The following is a 19,668-nucleotide window of genomic DNA, read 5'->3' on the forward strand; positions in this document are numbered from 1 at the left end:
AACAATATAGTCGATTTGGCCCCTGACTGCCAATACGCTAGGCCGGCTCCTCTTCGTCGGCAAACTCCTGCGCGATGCGCGCGAATTCCTCTTCGAGCGCGAAGAAGGCGTCGAGCACGTCCGGATCGAAATGCGTGCCGCGGCCCTGGCCCATGATGTCCAGCGACTGCGCGTGCGTGAACGGCGGCTTGTACACGCGGCGCGAGATCAGCGCGTCGTACACGTCGGCCACGGCCATCAGGCGCGCCGACACCGGAATGTCCTCGCCGCGCAGGCTTTCCGGATAGCCGCTGCCATCCCACTTCTCCTGGTGCGAATGGGCGATCTCGCGCGCGAACATCAGGAAGCTGTTGCTGCCGCCCAGGTGCTTCTCGGCCAGCATGATGGTGTCGCGCCCGTAGGCGGCATGCAGCTTCATCACCTCGAACTCCTCCGGGTCGAGCTTGCCGCGCTTCTGGAGGATGTGGTCGGGGATCGCGACCTTGCCGATGTCGTGCAGCGGCGCCGACTTGGTCATCAGCTCGATGTTTTCGTCGCTCAGGCTGGCGGCGAAGCGCGGATGGCTGCGCAGTTTCAGGGCCAGCGCACGCATGTAGTGCTGGGTGCGGCGGATGTGGTTGGCGCCGCCATCGCGGGTCTCGGCCATCGAGGCCATCGCCAGGATCAGCGCCTCCTGCATCAGGAGCAGCTGGGCGGTGCGCTGCTGGACCATGCGCTCCAGGTTCTGGTTGTGCTCCTGCAGCAGCTTGCGCGCCGCGCGCAGGGTCAGGTGGGTCGACACGCGCGCGAACAGGATCGGCGGGCTGATCGGCTTGCCGAGGTAGTCCACCGCGCCGACCGACAGGCCCATCGCCTCGTCCTCGATCTGGTTCTTGGCGGTCAGGAAGATCACCGGAATGTCGGCGGTGGCCGGGTTGGCCTTCAGCTGGCGGCAGGTTTCGTAGCCGTCCATCCCCGGCATCATCACGTCGAGCAGGACCAGGTCCAGGTCCGGGGTGGCGGCGGCGACCTGCAGCGCGGTGCTGCCGTTGGTGGCCACCTTGGTGTGGTACTTGTCCTTCAGCAGGCGCGACAGCAGCATGATGTTGTCCGGCGTGTCGTCGACGATCAGGATCGTCGGCCGGTAGTGTTTGTCCTGCAGGGCGTTCATATGTGTTCCGCGATGGAGGAAGAAGCACCCCGGGCCTGGGCCAGCACCAGGCGCGCTTCTTCGAATTCGTAACGCGACAGGTGCGCCTCGAGGCGCGCCAGCGCGCCGGAGCCGAGCAGCCGGCCCAGCGGGGCGCGCACGGTGTCGAAATAGTCGGTAGCCTCGCCCGAGAACTCGGCCAGCAGGCGTTCCAGCTGGTCCGCGGCCTCCCGCGCGAGCTGCGCATCGTCGGCGGCCGGCTGCCCGCCCGCGGCCGGCGCGGCGGCCGGCACCTCGGGCGCGTTGGCGAAGTAGCAGTCGAGCGAGTCCATCAGGTCGGCCATGGCGCGTTCCAGCGCCCCGACGCTGCGGTCGAGCTCAGTGGCATTCGGCGCAGGCCGGGAGGCCTGCTCTTCGATCTCTTGGGCCAGCGCCATGAGTTCGCGCGCGCCGATGTTGCCGGCCACGCCGCGCAGCGAATGCGCACGGCTGGCCGCGTCGCGCAGGCGCCCGCCATCGAGGTCGCTGCGGATACTGCAGCCGGCGTCGCGCTGGGAGACGCGGAAACGGTCCAGCAGCTCGACGTAGAGCGCGCTGTTGCCGCCGACGTTGCGCAGGCCGAAGGCCGAGTCGATGCCGGCCAGGCCGGGCAGCGGGGCCAGGTCGGGCGCAGGCAATGCGGCGCGTGCCGGCATCGCCTTGCCCATCCAGCGCGCCAGCGTGGCGTACAGCTTTTCCGGGTCGACCGGCTTGGTGATGTAGTCCTGCATGCCCTCGTTCAGGCAGCGTTCGCGGATCTCGGACAGCGCATGCGCCGTCATCGCGATCACCGGCAAGTCGTCGAAGCGCGGATCCTTGCGCAGTTCCACGGTGGCGGCGTGGCCGTCGAGCTGGGGCATCTCGAGGTCCATCAGCACCAGGCGGTAGGCGCCCGGACCGGCATCGAACAGTTTTTCCAGCGCCTGGTGGCCGGTCGAGGCGACGTCCACGTCGACGCCCTGGGCCTCGAGCAGTTCGCGCGCGATCTGCTGGTTGACCAGGTTGTCCTCCACCACCAGCACCCGCGCCCCCTGCTGGTGGGCGCGCACCACGCCGGCGCCGGCCGCGCCCGGGGCAGCGGCCGTGAACAGGCCCGCCAGGGTGGCCGACAGCGCCGACTGCACGAAGGGCTTGAACAGGAAGCCGTTTACGCCCGCCTCTTCGGCGCGGGCCTGCACGTCCTCGCGCCCGAAAGCCGTCACCAGCACGGTCAGCGGCGGCGCGCACAAATCCTGGTTGGAGGTGATGCGGCGCACCAGCTCGATGCCGTCCATGCGCGGCATGCTGCAGTCGGTCAGCACCAGCCGGTAAGGCATGCCGGCGGCGTCGGCGGCGATGATTGCGCCTTCGGCGTGGCGCGCGTCCGAGGCGCATTCGACCCGCAGCGGCAACGCCGCCAGCGCCTCGCGCAGGATGGCGCGCGCCAGCGCGCTGTCGTCCACCACCAGCACGCGCGCGCCGTTCAGTTCCGCCGGCCCCACCAGGGTCGATTCGGGTTCGCCCGAGAGCGCGAAGTCGAGGTCGAAATGGAAGGTCGAACCGGCGTTCGGCGCGCTGTCGACGGCGATGCGGCCACCCATCAGGCCGACCAGCTGCTGCGAGATCGACAGTCCCAGGCCGGTGCCGCCGTACTCGCGCGTGGTCGAACCGTTGGCCTGGCTGAAGGCGCGGAACAGCTTCGCCTGCTGCTCCTCGCCGATGCCGATGCCGGTGTCGCGCACGGCGAAGCGCAGCTTGACGCGTCCCGGCTCGGCCCCTTTGAGTGGAATGCAGGACAGCTGCAATTCGCCGGCGGGCGTAAACTTGACCGCGTTGTTGACCAGGTTGATCAGGACCTGCCCCAGGCGCAGCGGGTCGCCCACGAGCTTGCGAGGCACCGCGTGCGGCACGTGGAACAGGTATTCGAGGCGCTTGTCGGCGGCGCGCTGGCTGGTCACGCTGGCCACGTTGCCGAGCACTTCGTCGAGGCAGAACGGCACCTGCTCGACGTCGAGCTTGCCGGCCTCGATCTTGGAAAAGTCGAGAATGTCGTTGATGATCCCCAGCAGCGACAGCGCGGCGCGGTGGATCTTGCCGACGTAGTCCTGCTGCTTGGGATTGAGGTCGGTGCGCAGCGCCAGGTAGGCCATGCCGATGATCGCGCTCATCGGCGTGCGGATCTCGTGGCTCATGTTGGCCAGGAACTCGGACTTGGCGACGTTTGCCGCTTCCGCGCGCAGGTTCGACTGCGTCAGTTCCTCGGTGCGGGCGGCGATCTTCTGTTCCAGGTCTTCGTTCAGCTCGCGCAACTGCTGCTCGATGCGGCTCTTCTCGCGCAGCAGGCCGGAGGTAGCCTGCTCGGCCTGGCGCAGGCGGTTCAGGGTGTCGCGGAAACTGCGCACCGCGGACGACAGGCGTCCGACCTGGTCGCGCCGGCCGATGCCGGACAGGCGGATGTCGGTCTCGCCGCGCGCCAGCTTCTCGAGTGCGTCCTGGATGTCGGCGAAGGGCTGCGACATGCGGCGCCCCACCACGAACACGCAGGCGACGATGGCCAGCGTGAGCAGGATGTTGGCGGCGGCGGTGTGCACGATCTGCTTGCGCAGGTCTTCGTCGATCTGCTGGCGCGAGAAGGCCAGTTCGATCGCGCCGACCGCATAGGTGCGGGTGCCGTCGTGGTAGTTGATGCGGCGCCGCACGCGCAGGTCGGCCTCGGGTTCGTCCGGGTTGCCGAGGCCCGCGATCAGGCTTCCGTCCGGCGCCAGCACGCGCAGGGTCTGGACCTCGGGGGTGGCGCCGAGTGCGTCGACCACCGAGTTCACGGCGGCGCTGTTGATGTCGAACAGCGGACGCGCCAGCGCGTGCTGCAGCACCTTGGCCTGGCGCTCGATGCGCTCCTGCAGGCGGGCATCGGCGTCGAGGCGCAGGGTGTGCAGCGTGTAAGTGGTATACACGCCGGTCGACAGGGCCACCGCGAGCACGATCCCGGCGCCCAGACGGAACACGATGTTCTGGCGCCAGTTCTCGACCAGGCGGCGCGGCACCACGCGCAGGCGGCCCTGGCGGCGCTTAATGATGCACTCCCAGGCCGCCCGCCGGGCTGGCGCCCAGCGCCTGCTGCTCGCGCTTGCGGTAGGCGGGCGTATTGCGCACCTCCTCGACCGCGTCCCACAGGCGTGCGGCGAGCTGCGGCCGGCTCGCCACCAGGGCGCTCGACAGCACCAGGAAATAAGGTTTTTCGATCAGCGGCAGCGGCAGCACCTCGAGGCGCTTGCCGTAGGGACCGCGCATCAGCCGCGCGGCGTCGCCGCCGCCCAGCGCGGCGCCGGCCAGGCGGCCCGCGATCAGTTTCTGCGCCAGCTCGTCCGAGCGCTGGCTGCCGTCGTCGATCGCCACACCCTGGGCACGCAGGAAGTCGCCCACCGAGTAGCCGAGCTGGAAGCCGACCCGCCCGTCCAGGTTGCGGAAGGATTTGCCGTCCCAGTCGAGGCGGCTGCCGCGCCGGCGCACCAGCATGTAGGTATCGATATGCATGCGCTTGGACGGGTCGGCATGGGGCTCGGACGCGCCCGGCGCCACGCCCGGGTAGGCGCCGAGGGCCATGCGTTCACGGTTGAAGCTGACCGCGAAGGCGCCGCCGACCTGGTTCGCCTTGAGCTGCTCGAGGCAGCGCTTCCAGGGCATGCTCTGGTAGTCGAAGGTGACGCCGGTGCGCCTGGCGACTTCGGCCAGCAGCTCGAAGTTCAGGCCGCCGCCGTCCAGCGTGCGCCAGGGCCGCACTTCCTGGCGCTCGAAGCACAGGGTGATGTGGTCGGCCGGCGCGGCCTGGGCCCGCACTTGCAGCAGCAGGCAACAGGCGGCCAGGGCGGACAGGGCGGGTCGGGATAAGCGGCGGCGCATGGAAAACGGGTGGCGGGCGTGGTTGAACAAACAACACAAGTATGCCACCAGACGTTTCCAAACAACAGCAAAAATGAATTTTTAGCACGGAAACGACAGTCAGCCGCGGAGTGACATTCCTCTCGGCTCCGGCAGCCGCCGCGCCGCTCCAGCGGCCGGGCCGGCGCGCCGGTGCAGGTCCCACAGGGCGCCCACGCGCAAGCCGGCATGGACCGGCACCACCTCGCCGACGCCGCACTCCTCCACCAGTGCAATCAGGAGCGCCAGGCCGCCAGCCAGGTGCGGCGTGCGCGCCGCCGCCGGCCAGGCCAGGCCTACCCGCGCCACGTGACCGGCCCGCAGGAAGCGCTGGCGCAGTTCGTCCAGGACTGCCGGCGTCAGGCTTTCGCCGGCCAGCCGGTCTGCGCGGGCGATTTCGCTGAGCGCCCGCACGGTGCCGCAGGCGCCGTAGGCTTTCTCCCGGTGACGGCCGGCCAGCGCGGTCTCGGCGAAGCGGCTGCGCCCGGAGCGCACGGCGGCATCGAAGCCGGCGGCGTCGATGCGGCCATCGGCAAAGAAGCTCAGGCTCTGGCGCACCGCGCCGACCCTGAAGGATTCGATGCGCTCGATCGCCGCGCCGCGTCCCAGTACCAGCTCGGTCGAGGCGCCGCCGATGTCGACCACCAAACGCGACTCATCGCCGTCGCCGAGCGTGCTGGCCACGCCCATGTAGACCAGGCGTCCGGCCTCGTCGCCGGCAATCAGCTCGATGGGACGCCCCAGCGCCCGTTCGGCGGCAGGCAGGAAGACGGCGCCGTTGCGCGCCATGCGCAGTGCGGCGGTGGCGACCACCCGCACCGCCTGCGGATGCCAGGCGTCGAGCGTCTCGGCGAATTCGCGCAGGCAGGCCAACGCGCGCCGCATCGCGGAGTCGCACAGGCTGCCGTCCTCCTCGAAGGACGCGCCCAGGGCGACCCGCTCGCACAGGGTCGCCTCCAGTACCAGTTCGCCCTGCTCGATGCGCCCGACGTGCAGGCGGAAACTGTCGGAGCCGAGTTCGACGGCGGCGTAACGGGAAGGCGTGGGAGTCGGATGGAACATGGGCGGGTCCGGCAGCGGGGATGCTGCAGGATACGTCCGCGATGTGACGGGAATGTGACGCGCCTGGCGAGCGCCAGTCACGAATGAAGACCATGCATGAGGATCTGAAATAGGTACAATGCCTTACTTAAAGGCAACAAAATATACCGGTTGATGCAATGTCCCTTCTAAAAGAAAAAACCGTACAAGACCTGGGCAGCGTGGCGATCACGGTGATCGCGTTTCTCGGGCTCAACTGGGTTAACGAGCTCTTGTTTATTCAACTCGAGCAAAGCAGTGGCGTCAATTGGGTATTCCTGCCTGCCGGAATCCGGCTCCTGGCAACACTGTTGTTCGGGCTCCCCGGCTTCCTCGGCCTGCTGGTGGCAGGCTTCTACCTCAACTTCCATCATTTCCTGTTCCAGGATGAAGCCCGTGCCGTGTACGGCGCGATCGCCGGAGCCGGTGGTCCCTACCTCGCCTATCTTTTCGCGAAACACTGGTTCGACCTGGGGCCGCGACTCGGGAACCTCACGGCGCAACGGCTCTTGTTCACCGGGCTGTTATGTGGACTTATGAGCCCGGCGTTTCACCATGCCTTCATCTGGGTGCAGACAGGGATGGTGGACTGGGCTGCAATGACGGCGATGATCACCGGCGATGTCGTCGGCATCCTGATCGTGCTGTATGTCGCAAAAGGCGTGATCAAGTTGACCGATCCTCGCGACGTGGATGCCCACCTCAGGTAAGGCAGGACCTCGCAAGGGGTCAGGTCTGACTTTTGGACAGTCCTCTTCCACGGTTCATGTTGAGGCCGTGCTTGACTGCTAGACCTGACCCAGATCCCTGTTGAGGCCGGGTCTGATTGTCAGACCTGCCCCTGGCTCTCACCTCAGGTAAGGCAGCGAGACCGCTACTACACCTCGACCGTCGCCGCCACCGCCTGGCTGACCCGGTTACGCCCCGCCCCCTTGGCTGCGCGCAGTGCATCGTCGGCGCGCTGGAACAGGGTCACGGTGCTGTCTTCCGGCCGGATCACGGTGACGCCGAAACTGGCCGTCATGGCGATCATCGCGCGCTCGCTCTTGACCGGCGAGCTGGCGATCGCGGCGCGGATGCGCTCCGCCACCAGTACGGCCTCGTCGAGCTGGGTGCGCGGCAGAAGGATCGCGAACTCGACACCCACCAGGCGCCCCAGCAGGTCGGAATCGCGCAGCTGGCGCTTGCACAGCTCCACCACATGGCGCAGGACGGCGTCGCCGGCCGGGTGGCCGTAGCCGTCGTTGACGCGCTTGAACTGGTCGAGGTCGAGCACCACCAGGGCGGTCGGCAGGCCGGGGCGGCGCGCCAGGGCCATCCAGGGCGCCAGCGCATTGAAGAAGCCGCGCCGGTTCGGCACGTCGGTGAGCGGGTCCACCACTTCGAGGCGCGCCAGCTCGCGCCCGGCCCGTTCGCGCGCCAGCAGCAGCACGCCGAAGGCGTTGGCCAGCATCAGGAGGTAGAGTGCGGCGCTGGACAGCTGGCGCAGCAGTTCGCTCGAGAGCCAGCGCCAGCCGCCCGGCAACAGCAGCACCGACAGGCCGCGCGCCGCCACCACCAGCGCCAGCACGGCGGTGACCAGGGCCAGGAAGCGCTGCAGCAGGCTGGCCTGGCGCCAGCCGCTGGATAGCGCCGCGGCGCCGTTCAGGTAGAGGGCGCCGAGCAGCAGCGAGGCGGCCAGGCTGCGCAGGCCCTGCTCGTCGATCAGGTAGCAGACGAAGAAGGCCAGGATCGCCAGTCCGCCCGCCAGCAGCGTGGGGCGGCGCCAGCCATGGCGGCCGGCCTCTTCCCAGGCCGCGCCGGCTTCGATGGCGACGCCGGCGAACAGCAGGGCATAGCCGCCCGGCAGCGCCAGGGCCTCGGGCACCACGCCGGCGCTGCCCAGCGCCAGCACGGTCCAGGCGCCGGCCTGGACCTGCTTCGACAGCGCCCACGCGTTCAAGGCCGGCGGGCGCACCGGACCGTGGTCGAAGAAGGTCAGCAGCGCACACAGGGCCAGGTTGCCCAGGGCCAGCACCAGCACCATCGTGGTCGCGTCCAGGTTTGTCATGGGCTAGATCAGAATTCGTGTTCGACCAGGGTGGTGCCGTCACCGACCTTGCTGGCCCAGGCGCGGCTGAAATACGCCTGTTCTTCGGCGGACGGCGGCGCCTGCCAGAACACGATCAGCGTGCCCTTGTGGTCGTGCAGCTGGGTCAGCTTGTCGACGAAACCGGTGTTGCCGGCACTATCGGCCAGGGCCATCGCGTAGCCGTACACGCGCTGCAGGCGTTCGAGGCGGTCGGACTCGGTCTGGGCGTTGGTGGCGGTGATCGAAGGATGGTCCAGGAACATGGGAGTGGTCGGCTTGTTCGAATGGTCAGCTTATCAGAAAGCGATGCCGCAGAACAAGCCGAAGCGCGCAACAGCACCGCCCTCCCCTATACTGGCATCATGTCCACCCCACCCATCGTCACCACCCGGGGCGATCGCCGCACGCTGGAATTCACGCCCGGCGACATCCAGAGCGCGATGCGGCTGTCGCGACCTGCCGCCCTGGTGCTGCCCTATGCGCGCGCCATGATGTGCTTCGCCCTGCTGGCGCCGCGTCCACGCCACATCGTCATGGTCGGCCTGGGCGGCGGTTCGCTGGCGAAGTTCTGCCACCGCCACTTTCCCCGGACCCGCATCACCGTCCTGGAAGTGCGGGCCGACGTGATCGCACTGCGCGAACAATTCCATGTCCCGCCCGACGATGCGCGCCTGCGAGTGCTGCATTGCGACGCGGCGCACTGGCTGGCCCATGCCGGCGACGCTGGCGCCGACGTTCTGCTGGTGGACGGCTTCGATGCCGCGGGCCTGCCGCCCGCCCTGTCGAGCGCCGCCTTCTATGCGCACTGCCGGCGCTTCCTGCGTCCCGGCGGCGTGCTGGCGGCGAACATCTTCACCTACGATCCCGACTATGTGACCGCCGTACAACGCCTGCAGGCGGCCTTCGACGGCCATGCCTGTTGGCTGTCCGGCATCGCCGGCAACAACCAGATCCTGCTGGCCCAGCGCCCGCGTGTTGCCCTCGCCGCCCCCGGCCGTCCCCTGCGCCTCCTGCGCGACCTGCTGCGCAACCGCGGCCTGGGCGCGGCGCCGCTCAACCGCCTGCTGGCGCGCTGCGTCCTTGCCTGGCTGGCATGGCGCCGCCATTGAGCCTGTGCTGGCGGTGTGACAGTTCGCGACATTTCGTTTGCCCAACAGCGTCCGGTTGTGACACACTTCCGTCCTGATGCCTGTTGGCAAGCTTTGATGCAGGCTTGGCCCGACAGCTTTTTACGGACTTTCTGGAAGCTTCCATGGTGCGTCGCCTGTCCCTGTCGCTGACTCTCGCGGCAGCCCTCACGCTCGGGGGCGGCCTTGCCGTATCCGGCGCCCTGTTCCTGGGGGTGAGCCACCTCGAGTACGACAACATGTCGCTCGCATTCGCCCAGCGCGCCGACGAGCGCGTGGCGGCCGTGCGCCAGGGCATCGACCAGGCGGTCGAAGTGCTGACCGTGACCAACCAGCTGTTCGCCCGCGGCGAGCCGGTCAGCCGCGAGCATTTCCGCGACTTCACCGCGGCCCTGCTCCAGCGCCATCCCTACATCCAGGCCTTCAATTTCCACCGCACGGTCGCGGGCGAGCAACGCGCCGCCGTCGAAGCCGAGTTGCAGCGCATCCGTCCGGGCACCGTGTTCACCGAGCTGCAGCCCCAGGGCCTGGTGAAGGCGCCGCAGCGCGCGCGCTATCACATCGTCGATTTCATCGAGCCGATGGCCGGCAATGAACGCGCCTTCGGCCTGAACATCACCGAGAACGTGCAGGTGATGAGCGCACTCGCGGTGGCCAGGGGCGAGGGACGCGCCGCCGCCACCGAGCTGTTCCAGCTGGCGCAGGACGAACAGAAGCAGCCGGCCTTCAGCCTGATCATGCCGGTGCTCGACCGCCACGGCACGCTGGCCGGTGACACTGCCATCGTCATCCGCGGCCCGGAACTGGTGCGTGCCTCGCTGGCCGCCACCGGCCTGCTCGAGCCGCGCGAGGCCTCGGGCGACATCTTCGTGTCGGTCTATGCCGGCAACCAGGCCAGCCCGGCCAACCTGATGTTCTCCACCGGCGATACCCGCAAGCCCGCCGACAGCTGGCTGGCCGGCTTCCTCTCGACCGGCCACACCGGCCACAGCGCCCGGACCCTGCGCATTGCCGCCAAGTCCTGGCATGTCGAGGTGGCCAGCGCGCCGCGTCCCTTCCTGCAGGACCACATGGCCTCGAGCGCCCTGCTGGTCGGCGGCATCCTGATGACCCTGCTGGGTACGGCCTTCGTGCAAGCCTCGGGCCAGCGCGCACGCAAGGTGCAGCAACTGGTGCGCCAGCGCACCGCCGACCTGCGCCGCACCAACCGCCGCCTGGTCGAGGACATGGCCGCGCGCGAACGCGCCGAGCGCGCCCTGCAGCAGAGCGAGCAGCGCTTCCGCCAGCTGGTGTCGATGTCCTCGGACTGGTACTGGGAACAGGACCGCGACCTGCGCTTCACCATGGTCACGGGCGGCTTCACCGAAAAGGCCGGCGTCGCCGTCGAGTCGGTGCTCGGCAAGACACGCTGGGAACACGCGCCGGCGCTGCTGGAGACCGAGGCCGGACGCGCCCACATCGCCCAGGTCAAGGCCCACGAACCCTTCGCCAACCTCGAATACAAAGTGGTCGATGCGCAGGGCGACACCCGCTGGTTCTGCGTCAACGGCCAGCCGGTGTTCGACGACGGCGGCGCCCTGCTGGGCTACCGCGGCACCGGCAGCGACATCACCGAACGCAAGCTCACCGAGCAGCGCGTGCACCACGTGGCCCAGCACGACGTGCTGACCGGCCTGCCCAACCGCTCGCTGCTGCAGGACCGCCTCGGCCAGGCGATCGCCTTCGCCAACCGCAGCGGCCGCCCGATGTGGGTGATGCTGATCGACCTCGACCGCTTCAAGTTCGTCAACGACTCGATGGGCCACAAGGCCGGCGACGTGCTCCTGATGACGGTGGCGGCGCGCCTGACCGGCTCGCTGCGCGACACCGACACCGTGGCGCGCCTGTCGGGCGACGAATTCGTGGTCATCGTCTCCGAGCATCACGACGAGCCGCTGGGCGCCGAGATCGTGCAGCGCGTGATGGATTCGGTAGCCCAGCCGGTCATGCTCGGCACCAAGGAATTCTTCGTCACCTGCTCGATCGGGGTCGCCGTCTACCCGAGCGAAGGCACGCCGGCCGACAGCCTGATCGAGCACGCCGACATCGCGATGTACAGCGCCAAGAAGATGGGGCGCAACAACTTCCAGTTCTACACCCCGGCCATGAACGAGGCGTCGATGGAGCGGGTGCGCATCGAAAGCGCGCTGCGCAATGCCCTCGACCGCAACGAATTCGTGCTGCATTACCAGCCGCAGGTCGACCTCAAGACCGGCCAGATCGTCGGCATGGAAGCGCTGATCCGCTGGAAGCATCCGGAGATGGGCATGGTGCCGCCGGTGCGCTTCATCGGCATCGCCGAGGAGACCGGCCTGATCGTCCAGATCGGCGCCTGGGTGCTGCGCACCGCCTGCGCCCAGAACAAGGCCTGGCAGGATGCCGGCCTGGGCAGGCTGCGGGTGGCAGTGAACCTGTCGGCACGCCAGTTCGGCGCACCCGACCTGATCGCCAACCTGGAATCGGTGCTCACCGACACCATGCTCGACCCGGACTGCCTGGAGATCGAACTGACCGAAAGCCTGTTCATGAGCGACGTCACGCCGGCGGTGGAACTGCTGCACCGCATGAAGTCGCTGGGCGTGAACCTGTCGATCGACGATTTCGGCACCGGCTATTCGAGCCTGTCTTACCTGTCGCGCTTCCCGATCGACGTACTCAAGATCGACCGCTCCTTTGTTGCCGACATCACCCACGATGCCAATGACGCCGCGATCGTCACCTCGATCATCGCGCTGGCCCACAACCTGAAACTGGCCGTGATCGCCGAAGGCGTCGAGACCGCCGAGCAGCTCGACTACCTGCGCAGCCATGGCTGCGACGAAATGCAGGGCTATTTCTTCAGCAAGCCCTTGGCGGCCGAGGACTTCGAACAGCTGCTGATCCAGCGCCGCGCGCTGCCGCCGCCGCGCCAGGCGGCCCCGGAAAAGGCCGATGATCCCGCTCTGGCCTGATCCCGATCAAGGTTCTCTATTGCATTGCTGAAATAAGTTTCAAAACGCCATTTATTTCTAGCTATACAACATTGTTAGCGATAGAATAGCCGTGTCTCTTTTGCAACCCCAGACATACGGATATCTATGATGATGAATGAACTAGGTGAGCTGAACACCTCCGCCGACGCCAGCGTCCGCCGGCAGCGCACCGACATCCGCACACGCGACCTGGTCAACCAGGCGATCGCCTCGGTCCCGACCCTCGGACTGCAGCGCGCAGCGGAATTCCTGGCGACGATGAACGTGCCGGCGGAAGTGGCGGTGCGGGTGCTGGTATACCCGAGCCGCCGCCGTTCAAACTAGGTGGCAGTCCGATAGTGAACCAACAGCGCCCTAGCGGCGCTGTTGTTGTTGTTGCTGTGCGATATCGGCCAGCGATTCGCGGCCTCTGTCGGTGAGGAGGTAGCCGCCGGCTTCCAGCGGCGCGATATGCGATTTGGCGCTGAGGAAACGGGCCACGTCGCCATCCACGCTCGCTGCCGGGTCGGCGGCCAGCGCTTCCAGCGCGCGCACGCAGCGGCGCAGGAACAGCACCTGCTGACCCTTCTCCGTCAGCACGATCCGCCCGTCGCGGGTGGTCTCCATCATCTTCAGTCCCGACAGGCGTTTGGCATTGCGCCCAACGCAAGCGCCCGGGTTATCGCGCTTCACGCCGCGGCGTACCAGTTCGAGGGCGTCGTATTCGTCCGTCGTCAGTTGTTCGTTTTTCATTCTGCTTTTCTATGCGTCAGGGGCGCCATGGTACAAGGCGCGCCGGCCGAGAGCAAGCATCAGCGCAGTGCGCGCAAGGCCAACCAGCCGAGGCCGGCACTGGCGGCGACGCCGAAGGCCAGTGCCAGGCGCGCCCGGCGCGAGTAATACAGCGGGCTGCGGCCCAGGTAGATCGTGTTGTACAAGGTGTGGCCCATGGTTTCTCCGGGGTCGCTGGCTGGTCTTGTGTCTCGAACCATTATAGGCAAGCAAACGTGTCAGGAACATGACATGGATCGGCCAGCCGCGCGCCGACGCCGGGGGAGCCCTGCTAGGATCATCCATATCGACAACCCACTGGAGCGCACCATGAACGACCCGACCCGCCAAGTCGATCCTGCGGCAAACGGCCCGAACGTGTTTCACGAAGCAGATATCGGCAGCGGCGAGAAATCGCCTGGAGAACTGGAAACCGAGGAAATGATCCGCCAGATTCCCCCGCTGCCCGCGTCCGGCGGCCAGGCCCGCCAGGAATCGTCCACCACCCCCGAAAAGTCCGGCGCCTGAGCGCCAGGCCTGCCTGCTCGCTCACCGCCGGGCAGGCAAAACTCCCCCATCAGTCGCGCTTGCACTGGCGCATATCCATCCTATGCTGGAAGGGCAGCCCGCCGGACTGCGGCAGGCCTGCGCGCAGACGCGGGCGGTCGGACATCGAGGGAGCTCATCATGAACCATCGCATCGTTCTCAGGAGTGCAGCAGTCGTCGCGACCCTGTACGGCATCATCCAGATCATCGCGCCGAACGCGCTGATGGCCATGTACGGCTCGCCCTTGCTCGTAGACTCCGGTGTGTATTTCGCCATGCTGTCCGGCGCCATGCTGCTGGGGTGGGCAGTGATGAACTGGGCCGCCAGCACTGCGCCGCAGATCGCGGAGATCCATTACGTACTATTGGGGAACCTGGCGATGACAAGCATCGCCCTGCTGGTCACCTTGTTCAGGCAACTGAGCTACGCCGCGACGCCCGCCACGGCCTGGCTGAACGTGCTGATCTTCCTGGTCTTCTCGGTGCTGTTCGGCTGGCTCTACAAGTCCAGCCCGGCCGGCTACAGGCTGCACGCCCGCACCAGGCCGGCCTGAGGAGTGTGGCGCCTAGCCGGCGCGGATCGGGGCTTCGGGGAAGCGCGGCTCTTCGACCGGCGCATTGACCGGGTCGGGGACGTCGTCCGGCACCGGCGGGCGCGGGTCGGGCGTCGGCTTCGGATCGTGGACGTCCGGTTCCGGGGTACTGTGGGCATGCACGGGGGATGAGCCGTGCAGCTTGGTATCTTGAGCAAGCATGGTCATGGTCAGCCTCTCGGATGGTGGTGACAGGGGTGCAGGCATGCCGCGCAGGCGGCATGCCCGGCAGCGGTCAGCGCTGCGCCTTCTGCTTGGCGCCGCCGCCGGCGCCCTCGCCCTTGCCGGCCTTCTGGCGCGACATGTGGTCATGGCTGCTCTTCTCGGTCTTGCCGGCGCGCTGCTTGGCCAGGTCTTCCTCGGACATGTTGTCCGACTGTTTGTTGGTCTGGTTGCCGCCTGATTTCGATTGGCTCATAGCACTCCTCCTTGTTGACGTGGTTACGTTGGATGCAGCCTAGCATGGATGCCGAGGCCGGGTTTTCAATCGTGCGCTATAGTCACTGCTCGACTATTTGCTGACCGACCATGAATCTCCGCCCCCTCCTGTTCGCCGCCCTGCTCGCGGCCGGCATGCACACCGCCTGCGCCGCCACGCCCATGAAACTGGCCGACTACCTGGCGCTGAATGGGCCGGACCCGACCGCGCGCCTCGCCTATGGTGCGGCGCCCTCGCAGTATGCGGAACTGTTCCTGCCGGCCGGCAGCGGGCCCTTCCCGGTGGCGGTGCTGGTGCACGGCGGCTGCTGGACCAGCAAGTTCGGCGGCATCACCCAGCTGCGCAACATGGCGGGCGCACTGGCGGCGCGCGGCATCGCGGTCTGGAACGTCGAATACCGGCGTACCGACGAAGCGGGCGGCGGCTATCCCGGCACCTACGAGGACATGCATGCGGCGCTCGCGCTGCTGGCCGCGCAGGCCGGGCGCTACCCGCTCGACCTGCAGCGCCTGGTCGCGGTCGGCCACTCGGCCGGTGGCCAGTTGGTGCAGTGGATGGCGGGACGCGGGCGTATCCCGAGCGGCCCGCTGCACCGAGCCAGTCCCTTGAAGGTGCCGGCGGTGGTCAGCCTGGGCGGCCTGGCCGACCTGCGCAACGAAGCAGCCCTGATCAAGTCCAGCTGCGGGCGCGACACCGCCGAACTGGCCGGCATGCCGGGCCCGGACCGGCCGGACGTGTTCGTGGATACGAATGCGGCGGAACTGATGCCGAACGGCAGCCGCACCTGGCTCGTCACGGGCGAGCTGGACACCATCTCGCCGCCGCGCGTGGCCCAGGATTACGCGATGCGGGCGCGCAAGGCCGGCGACGCCGCCGAAGTCGTGATCCTGCCCGGCGCCAGCCACTACGACGAGGTGGCGGCGACCTCGCCCGCCTGGCCGCAGGTGCTGGCCGTGATCGAACGCGCCCTGGGCCGTCCCTAATCTTCCCAGGCGATGCGGCGCGCCAGGGGCAGCTCGAGCTCGAGATCGCCGCGCGCCGCCGCCACGCAGGGAAGCAGATAGCCTTCGCGCTTCTCGTCGAAGGACAAGCCCGGCCACTCGATCAGGTGCACAGCCGGTCCGCTGCGCACGCGGCAGATGCAGCTGCGGCAGGTGCCGTTGCGGCAGGAGCTGGGCAGCTCGATGCCGGCCGCCTCGGCCGCGTGGAGGATGCTGCTGTCCTCGTCGGCCTCAAAGGCGATGCCGCTGGGGTGCAGCAGGATGGTATGGCTGGTCATGGCCGGAATTGTAGCGCGGCCGCTTGAGTTCGTTCTCGCACAGACCCGCTCCAGCCACAGGCCTACCCTGATGTTTCCAAAAGCAAGCATTGCAGGAAACCAAAATGAACAAATCGCACGCACTCTCCGTTCTCGCCGCCGCCCTGCTGGGCGCCCTTCCCCTGGCCCAGGCCCAGCAGGCCGTACTGGCGCCGGCCCCGCTGCCCCAGGCGGCGGGACCAAGCTCCGCCCTGCCCACCGCTCGCGTCAGCCGCGCCGCTGCCAAGAAGGCCGAATTCGAACGCAACCTGCGTGCCCAGGTCCTGCTCGACCGCGCCAACCTGTCGCCCGGCGAGATCGACGGCGCCTACGGCTCCAACATGCGCCAGGCCCTGAGCACCTTCCAGTCCTCGCGCAAGCTGCCGGTGACCGGCAAGCTGGACGACGCCACCTGGAACGCCCTGAACGCCGACAACAGCCCGCACCTGGTCACCTACACCCTGGTCGAGGCCGACGTCGCCGGCCCCTTCCGCCCGGTACCGGAAGACATGATGGAAAAGGCCAAGCTCCCTGAGCTCGGCTACGCCAATGTCCTCGAGGGCCTGGGCGAGAAATTCCACGCCAAGCCCGACATGCTGGCGCGCCTGAATCCCGGCAAGGACTTGGGCCGCGCCGGCGAGCAGATCCTGGTGCCGAACGTGCACGGCAAGCAGCCGCTGTCGAAGGCCACGAAGATCGTGGTCAAGGAAGGTTCCAAGGTGCTGCAGCTGTTCGACGCCGCCGGCGCCCTGCTGGCCCAGTACCCGGTGTCGACCGGCAGCGCCAACGATCCGCTCCCGATCGGCACCTGGAAGGTCAACAGCGTCCACGCCAATCCGACCTACCACTACAACCCGAAGCTGTTCTGGGACGCCGAACCGGGCGACAAGAAGGCCAAGGTCCCGGCGGGCCCGAACAATCCGGTCGGCGTGGTCTGGATCGACCTGTCCAAGGAACACTACGGCATCCACGGCACGCCGGTGCCCGGCCACGTCGGCAAGACCGAATCGCATGGCTGCATCCGCCTGACCAACTGGAGCGCCGCCGAAGTGGCGGGCGCGGTCGGCGCCGGCGTCGAGGTGGTACTGGAAAGCTGATCCCTGCAAGAACCAAAGGAGGATGACATGAGATGGCTGATGACTTTCCTGCTCGGCGCGCTGGTCGGCGCCGGTGGCCTATTCGTGCTGTTGCGCGCCGTGCCCGACGATCCGGCGCCGGTCGTGGCGAGCGCGCCGCCGCCCCCGCCCGCACCGGCTGCGCCGGCCGATCCCCAGCCGTCCGGATCTTCCATGGTGCAGACCGACCTCAGCGAGGCAGACCTGCCGCTGCGCCCACCCTATAACGCGGCGCAGCCGACCCAGGCGCAGTCGCCGGCCGACGCGGTGGCAAGCGCGGTCCAGGGCAAGCTGCTGGTGCCGGTACAGGGAATCAAGGCCGCCGGCCTGAGTGATACCTACGACCAGCCGCGCGGCACCCAGCGCCACCATGAGGCCCTCGACATCATGGCGCCCAAAGGCACGCCGGTGCTGGCCGCCGCCGACGGCAAGGTGGCCAAGCTGTTCACCAGCAAGCCGGGCGGCACCACCCTGTACCAGTTCGATCCGAGCGAGAAGTACGCCTATTACTACGCGCACCTGGACCGCTACGCCGACGGCATCAAGGAAGGCATGGAGATCAAGCGCGGCGACGTGCTCGGCTATGTCGGCGTGACCGGCAATTCCGACCCGAACGCACCGCACCTGCATTTCGCCGTGTTCGAGCTCACGCCCGAGAAGCAGTGGTGGAAAGGGACGCCGCTGAATCCCTTCCCCCTGATGGCGGACGGACAGGCCGTCGCGGCTCAGTAAGGTGTTGCAACCGCGCCCGGCTCGTCCACGTCCGCCCCGACGTTGATGGCGGCATAGGCGCGCTGCACGGCGATCGCTTCAAGGCCGGCCTTGCCGTACAGCTCCTCGGCCGCCTCGATCATCTTGGCGCGCGCGTCGGCGTAGTTGGTCGACGAGGTGAACTTGGTCGTATTCGCGTTGAACCAGATGCGGAAGGCCTTGTCCGTGCCGATGCCCGTCATGGCCTTCGGCTGCTTGACCAGGTACTTGCTGTAGTAATCACCCGCGTTGTCGGCCTTCGAGCCGCGCGCCAGGAAGTAGAACATGCGGTTGTTCGGACCGCTGCTGTAATGGACGTCGAGGCGGCGCAGCGAGGTGCTCCAGGCGTCCGGGCTGCTGCCGTCCTTGCTGGGACGATACATCCAGCGCAGCGGCGTGGCATTCTTGCTGATCTCGGTACCCAGCTGCCAGTCGTTGCCCTCTTCCGGGAACTTGTCGCCCTTGCCGCCGGCGCGCGCATAGGCTTCCACCACTTCGCCGGCGATGTCCGAACTCGATTCGTTCAGGCCGCCCGATTCGCCCGAGTAGATCAGGTCCGAGGTGGCAGCGGTGACGCCGTGGCCCATTTCGTGGCCGATCACGTCGATCGAGCCCAGGCTGGTGAAATACGTACCGTCGCCGATGAACATGCACTTGCAGGTATCGCTGTAGTAGGCGTTGTCGTAGCCGCGATTCACATGCACGGCGATAGTGGTCGAGGTGTCGCGGCCGTCCAGCGAGAGCCAGCCCAGCACGTTCTTGTGCGCGTCGTAGGTGTTCATCAGGCCCCACATCGCATTGACCGCCGCGGTCTGGCCATTCACGCCGGTGGTGCTGCCGCCCTCGACGAACTGCTTGCCGTCGCCCCAGGTGTTGGTGGCGTTGGTGTAGACCTTGCCGGCGCTGCTGCCGTTGTTGGCATTGGTGATCGCCATCGCGCCGAAGGTGCCGCCCTTGCCGCGCTCGGGGTCGAGCATGCGGTACAGGCCGTCGCTGAGGGTGGTGCTGATCGGGACGTCGCCGTTGTACTGGCTCTTGCCCACGCCGGTCACGGTCTGCAGCATGTTCCACTGGTCGATTACCGCGGCGTCGCGCGCGCTGACGATGCTGTCATAGTAGACCGGCTGCTCGCCCACGCGCATGCGGGTGCGCACCAGCCAGGCCAGTTCGTAGCGCTCGACCACGTCCTGCACGTCAAGGGCATTCAGCTCCGCTTCTTCCTTGGCGCCGGCGCCGACCACGCGCTGCATGCGCATCACCGGGTAGATCAGCAGCTCGGCGTTCGGCTTCGCCACGTGCACCGCGTTCTGTCCCAGGCTCGGCGCCAGCGAGGCCAGCGCGGCCGCGATCGCGGCCCTGCTGTTGACCTGCGGCTGGACGCTGAAGCTCGCGGTCAGGGCGCCGAGACGGTTGGCGCTGCCGGTACCCAGGTGCAGGCGGCGCTCCGAGGCCGATTCGGACAGGACCTTGGCCGACTTGTCGAGCACCACCACCGATTCGGAACCGAACACGCGCAAGCCCTTCCAGGTATGGGCGGCGCGCAGGATCTGGGTGCCGTTGACGCCCGGGTGCTGGGCCGTGATCCGGTAATGGTGGTCGTTGTCGAGTCCCTTGGCCTGGCGTTGTCCCGCCAGCTGGGCCAGTACGGAGGCCTTGGCCTGGGAGCTCAGCGTCGTCGGCGCGCTCATGGTCGGCGCCGCAAGGAGGGGCTGGGACAGCGGCAGGAGCAGCAAGGCGGCGCCGAGCAGCGCTGCCGGGAAGGTGGTGTGCGTCGTCATCTCGTCTCCGTCCGTGGAAACGCGGCCCCAGGATGGGCCGCCCAC

The 19,668-nt window shown here is 67.9% G+C and carries 21 protein-coding genes; 9 read left to right on the forward strand and 12 right to left on the reverse strand.

The features are described from left to right. Positions 1-37: 37 nt before the first annotated feature. From ACSQ25_RS15580 to ACSQ25_RS15595, 4 genes are all read right to left on the reverse strand, one after another. Positions 38-1,150 carry a response regulator gene (locus ACSQ25_RS15580; RefSeq protein WP_436106581.1) on the reverse strand — a complete coding sequence of 371 codons (1,113 nt, stop codon included), beginning with the start codon at positions 1,148-1,150 and terminating at the stop codon, positions 38-40. Continuing rightward, positions 1,147-4,194, reverse strand: a complete 3,048-nt coding sequence (locus tag ACSQ25_RS15585) for a response regulator (protein ID WP_436106582.1) — start codon at positions 4,192-4,194, stop codon at positions 1,147-1,149. Before ACSQ25_RS15585 ends, ACSQ25_RS15580 begins: the two co-directional genes overlap by 4 nt. A gap of 22 nt (positions 4,195-4,216) precedes the next feature. Then, positions 4,217-5,047 (reverse strand): substrate-binding periplasmic protein, encoded by an 831-nt coding sequence (locus tag ACSQ25_RS15590; RefSeq protein WP_436106583.1) that lies wholly within the window; start codon positions 5,045-5,047, stop codon positions 4,217-4,219. A 99-nt stretch (positions 5,048-5,146) separates the two neighbouring features. Next, a complete protein-coding gene (locus tag ACSQ25_RS15595; protein WP_436106584.1) occupies positions 5,147-6,127 on the reverse strand; it encodes a Ppx/GppA phosphatase family protein in 981 nt (326 codons plus the stop codon). Between the two features lie 158 nt (positions 6,128-6,285). On the opposite strand from ACSQ25_RS15595, the gene ACSQ25_RS15600 reads away from it, so the two are divergent. After that, the gene (locus ACSQ25_RS15600; RefSeq protein WP_436106585.1) at positions 6,286-6,855 is read left to right on the forward strand and encodes a hypothetical protein; all 570 of its coding nucleotides are present in this window, start codon (positions 6,286-6,288) and stop codon (positions 6,853-6,855) included. A gap of 167 nt (positions 6,856-7,022) precedes the next feature. Here ACSQ25_RS15600 and ACSQ25_RS15605 read toward each other — a convergent pair whose 3' ends face one another. Together ACSQ25_RS15605 and ACSQ25_RS15610 are read right to left on the reverse strand one after the other, a co-directional pair. Further along, a complete protein-coding gene (locus ACSQ25_RS15605) occupies positions 7,023-8,195 on the reverse strand; it encodes a GGDEF domain-containing protein (RefSeq protein WP_436106586.1) in 1,173 nt (390 codons plus the stop codon). A gap of 8 nt (positions 8,196-8,203) precedes the next feature. Further along, positions 8,204-8,479: a hypothetical protein gene (locus ACSQ25_RS15610; RefSeq protein ID WP_436106587.1), complete on the reverse strand. Its 276-nt coding sequence runs from the start codon at positions 8,477-8,479 to the stop codon at positions 8,204-8,206. Positions 8,480-8,578: 99 nt separating this feature from the next. Here ACSQ25_RS15610 and ACSQ25_RS15615 point away from each other — a divergent pair, with 99 nt between their 5' ends. The 3 genes from ACSQ25_RS15615 to ACSQ25_RS15625 all read left to right on the forward strand — a co-directional run bounded on the left by ACSQ25_RS15615 (position 8,579) and on the right by ACSQ25_RS15625 (position 12,678). Next, positions 8,579-9,325 (forward strand): fused MFS/spermidine synthase, encoded by a 747-nt coding sequence (locus tag ACSQ25_RS15615; RefSeq protein WP_436106588.1) that lies wholly within the window; start codon positions 8,579-8,581, stop codon positions 9,323-9,325. A gap of 143 nt (positions 9,326-9,468) precedes the next feature. Beyond that, entirely contained in the window at positions 9,469-12,333 is a 2,865-nt protein-coding gene (locus ACSQ25_RS15620; RefSeq protein ID WP_436106589.1) for a bifunctional diguanylate cyclase/phosphodiesterase, read from the forward strand. Positions 12,334-12,462: 129 nt separating this feature from the next. Continuing rightward, complete coding sequence (locus ACSQ25_RS15625; RefSeq protein ID WP_436106590.1) at positions 12,463-12,678, forward strand: hypothetical protein; 216 nt, start codon at positions 12,463-12,465, stop codon at positions 12,676-12,678. A gap of 30 nt (positions 12,679-12,708) precedes the next feature. Here ACSQ25_RS15625 and ACSQ25_RS15630 read toward each other — a convergent pair whose 3' ends face one another. Continuing rightward, the gene (locus tag ACSQ25_RS15630; protein ID WP_436106591.1) at positions 12,709-13,086 is read right to left on the reverse strand and encodes a hypothetical protein; all 378 of its coding nucleotides are present in this window, start codon (positions 13,084-13,086) and stop codon (positions 12,709-12,711) included. Positions 13,087-13,145: 59 nt separating this feature from the next. Then, positions 13,146-13,283, reverse strand: a complete 138-nt coding sequence (locus ACSQ25_RS15635; protein WP_436106592.1) for a hypothetical protein — start codon at positions 13,281-13,283, stop codon at positions 13,146-13,148. 151 nt (positions 13,284-13,434) lie between these two features. Here ACSQ25_RS15635 and ACSQ25_RS15640 point away from each other — a divergent pair, with 151 nt between their 5' ends. Continuing rightward, positions 13,435-13,632, forward strand: a complete 198-nt coding sequence (locus ACSQ25_RS15640) for a hypothetical protein (RefSeq protein ID WP_436106593.1) — start codon at positions 13,435-13,437, stop codon at positions 13,630-13,632. Positions 13,633-13,791: 159 nt separating this feature from the next. Next, complete coding sequence (locus ACSQ25_RS15645; RefSeq protein WP_436106594.1) at positions 13,792-14,205, forward strand: hypothetical protein; 414 nt, start codon at positions 13,792-13,794, stop codon at positions 14,203-14,205. A 12-nt stretch (positions 14,206-14,217) separates the two neighbouring features. On the opposite strand, the gene ACSQ25_RS15650 is transcribed toward ACSQ25_RS15645, so the two are convergent. Both ACSQ25_RS15650 and ACSQ25_RS15655 read right to left on the reverse strand, forming a co-directional pair. Then, positions 14,218-14,412 (reverse strand): hypothetical protein, encoded by a 195-nt coding sequence (locus ACSQ25_RS15650; protein ID WP_436106595.1) that lies wholly within the window; start codon positions 14,410-14,412, stop codon positions 14,218-14,220. 67 nt (positions 14,413-14,479) lie between these two features. Next, positions 14,480-14,662: a hypothetical protein gene (locus ACSQ25_RS15655; protein ID WP_436106596.1), complete on the reverse strand. Its 183-nt coding sequence runs from the start codon at positions 14,660-14,662 to the stop codon at positions 14,480-14,482. A 110-nt stretch (positions 14,663-14,772) separates the two neighbouring features. On the opposite strand from ACSQ25_RS15655, the gene ACSQ25_RS15660 reads away from it, so the two are divergent. Further along, positions 14,773-15,666, forward strand: a complete 894-nt coding sequence (locus tag ACSQ25_RS15660) for an alpha/beta hydrolase (protein WP_436106597.1) — start codon at positions 14,773-14,775, stop codon at positions 15,664-15,666. On the opposite strand, the gene ACSQ25_RS15665 is transcribed toward ACSQ25_RS15660, so the two are convergent. Continuing rightward, positions 15,663-15,962: a 2Fe-2S iron-sulfur cluster-binding protein gene (locus ACSQ25_RS15665; protein WP_436106598.1), complete on the reverse strand. Its 300-nt coding sequence runs from the start codon at positions 15,960-15,962 to the stop codon at positions 15,663-15,665. The two genes, ACSQ25_RS15660 and ACSQ25_RS15665, sit on opposite strands and share 4 nt — an antisense overlap. A 104-nt stretch (positions 15,963-16,066) precedes the next feature. Here ACSQ25_RS15665 and ACSQ25_RS15670 point away from each other — a divergent pair, with 104 nt between their 5' ends. Together ACSQ25_RS15670 and ACSQ25_RS15675 are read left to right on the forward strand one after the other, a co-directional pair. Beyond that, a complete protein-coding gene (locus ACSQ25_RS15670) occupies positions 16,067-17,077 on the forward strand; it encodes a L,D-transpeptidase family protein (RefSeq protein WP_436106599.1) in 1,011 nt (336 codons plus the stop codon). 27 nt (positions 17,078-17,104) lie between these two features. Then, complete coding sequence (locus ACSQ25_RS15675) at positions 17,105-17,827, forward strand: M23 family metallopeptidase (RefSeq protein WP_436106600.1); 723 nt, start codon at positions 17,105-17,107, stop codon at positions 17,825-17,827. Here the strand turns inward: ACSQ25_RS15675 and ACSQ25_RS15680 are convergent. Next, positions 17,821-19,623 (reverse strand): M4 family metallopeptidase, encoded by a 1,803-nt coding sequence (locus ACSQ25_RS15680; protein ID WP_436106601.1) that lies wholly within the window; start codon positions 19,621-19,623, stop codon positions 17,821-17,823. The genes ACSQ25_RS15675 and ACSQ25_RS15680 overlap by 7 nt on opposite strands. Positions 19,624-19,668 lie beyond the last annotated feature (45 nt).

This window comes from Massilia sp. LjRoot122, from assembly GCF_964252725.1.
Taxonomy (GTDB): Bacteria; Pseudomonadota; Gammaproteobacteria; order Burkholderiales; family Burkholderiaceae_D; genus Telluria.

Coding starts and splice junctions, on each gene's coding strand:
- ACSQ25_RS15660 (WP_436106597.1), top strand. CDS start 14,773: ATGAATCTCCGCCCCCTCCTGTTCGCCGCCCTGCTCGCGGCCGGCATG.
- ACSQ25_RS15610 (WP_436106587.1), bottom strand. CDS start 8,479: ATGTTCCTGGACCATCCTTCGATCACCGCCACCAACGCCCAGACCGAG.
- ACSQ25_RS15630 (WP_436106591.1), bottom strand. CDS start 13,086: ATGAAAAACGAACAACTGACGACGGACGAATACGACGCCCTCGAACTG.
- ACSQ25_RS15680 (WP_436106601.1), bottom strand. CDS start 19,623: ATGACGACGCACACCACCTTCCCGGCAGCGCTGCTCGGCGCCGCCTTG.
- ACSQ25_RS15590 (WP_436106583.1), bottom strand. CDS start 5,047: ATGCGCCGCCGCTTATCCCGACCCGCCCTGTCCGCCCTGGCCGCCTGT.
- ACSQ25_RS15605 (WP_436106586.1), bottom strand. CDS start 8,195: ATGACAAACCTGGACGCGACCACGATGGTGCTGGTGCTGGCCCTGGGC.
- ACSQ25_RS15655 (WP_436106596.1), bottom strand. CDS start 14,662: ATGAGCCAATCGAAATCAGGCGGCAACCAGACCAACAAACAGTCGGAC.
- ACSQ25_RS15650 (WP_436106595.1), bottom strand. CDS start 14,412: ATGACCATGCTTGCTCAAGATACCAAGCTGCACGGCTCATCCCCCGTG.
- ACSQ25_RS15615 (WP_436106588.1), top strand. CDS start 8,579: ATGTCCACCCCACCCATCGTCACCACCCGGGGCGATCGCCGCACGCTG.
- ACSQ25_RS15640 (WP_436106593.1), top strand. CDS start 13,435: ATGAACGACCCGACCCGCCAAGTCGATCCTGCGGCAAACGGCCCGAAC.
- ACSQ25_RS15625 (WP_436106590.1), top strand. CDS start 12,463: ATGATGAATGAACTAGGTGAGCTGAACACCTCCGCCGACGCCAGCGTC.
- ACSQ25_RS15670 (WP_436106599.1), top strand. CDS start 16,067: ATGAACAAATCGCACGCACTCTCCGTTCTCGCCGCCGCCCTGCTGGGC.
- ACSQ25_RS15620 (WP_436106589.1), top strand. CDS start 9,469: ATGGTGCGTCGCCTGTCCCTGTCGCTGACTCTCGCGGCAGCCCTCACG.
- ACSQ25_RS15600 (WP_436106585.1), top strand. CDS start 6,286: ATGTCCCTTCTAAAAGAAAAAACCGTACAAGACCTGGGCAGCGTGGCG.
- ACSQ25_RS15675 (WP_436106600.1), top strand. CDS start 17,105: ATGAGATGGCTGATGACTTTCCTGCTCGGCGCGCTGGTCGGCGCCGGT.
- ACSQ25_RS15595 (WP_436106584.1), bottom strand. CDS start 6,127: ATGTTCCATCCGACTCCCACGCCTTCCCGTTACGCCGCCGTCGAACTC.
- ACSQ25_RS15580 (WP_436106581.1), bottom strand. CDS start 1,150: ATGAACGCCCTGCAGGACAAACACTACCGGCCGACGATCCTGATCGTC.
- ACSQ25_RS15635 (WP_436106592.1), bottom strand. CDS start 13,283: ATGGGCCACACCTTGTACAACACGATCTACCTGGGCCGCAGCCCGCTG.
- ACSQ25_RS15645 (WP_436106594.1), top strand. CDS start 13,792: ATGAACCATCGCATCGTTCTCAGGAGTGCAGCAGTCGTCGCGACCCTG.
- ACSQ25_RS15665 (WP_436106598.1), bottom strand. CDS start 15,962: ATGACCAGCCATACCATCCTGCTGCACCCCAGCGGCATCGCCTTTGAG.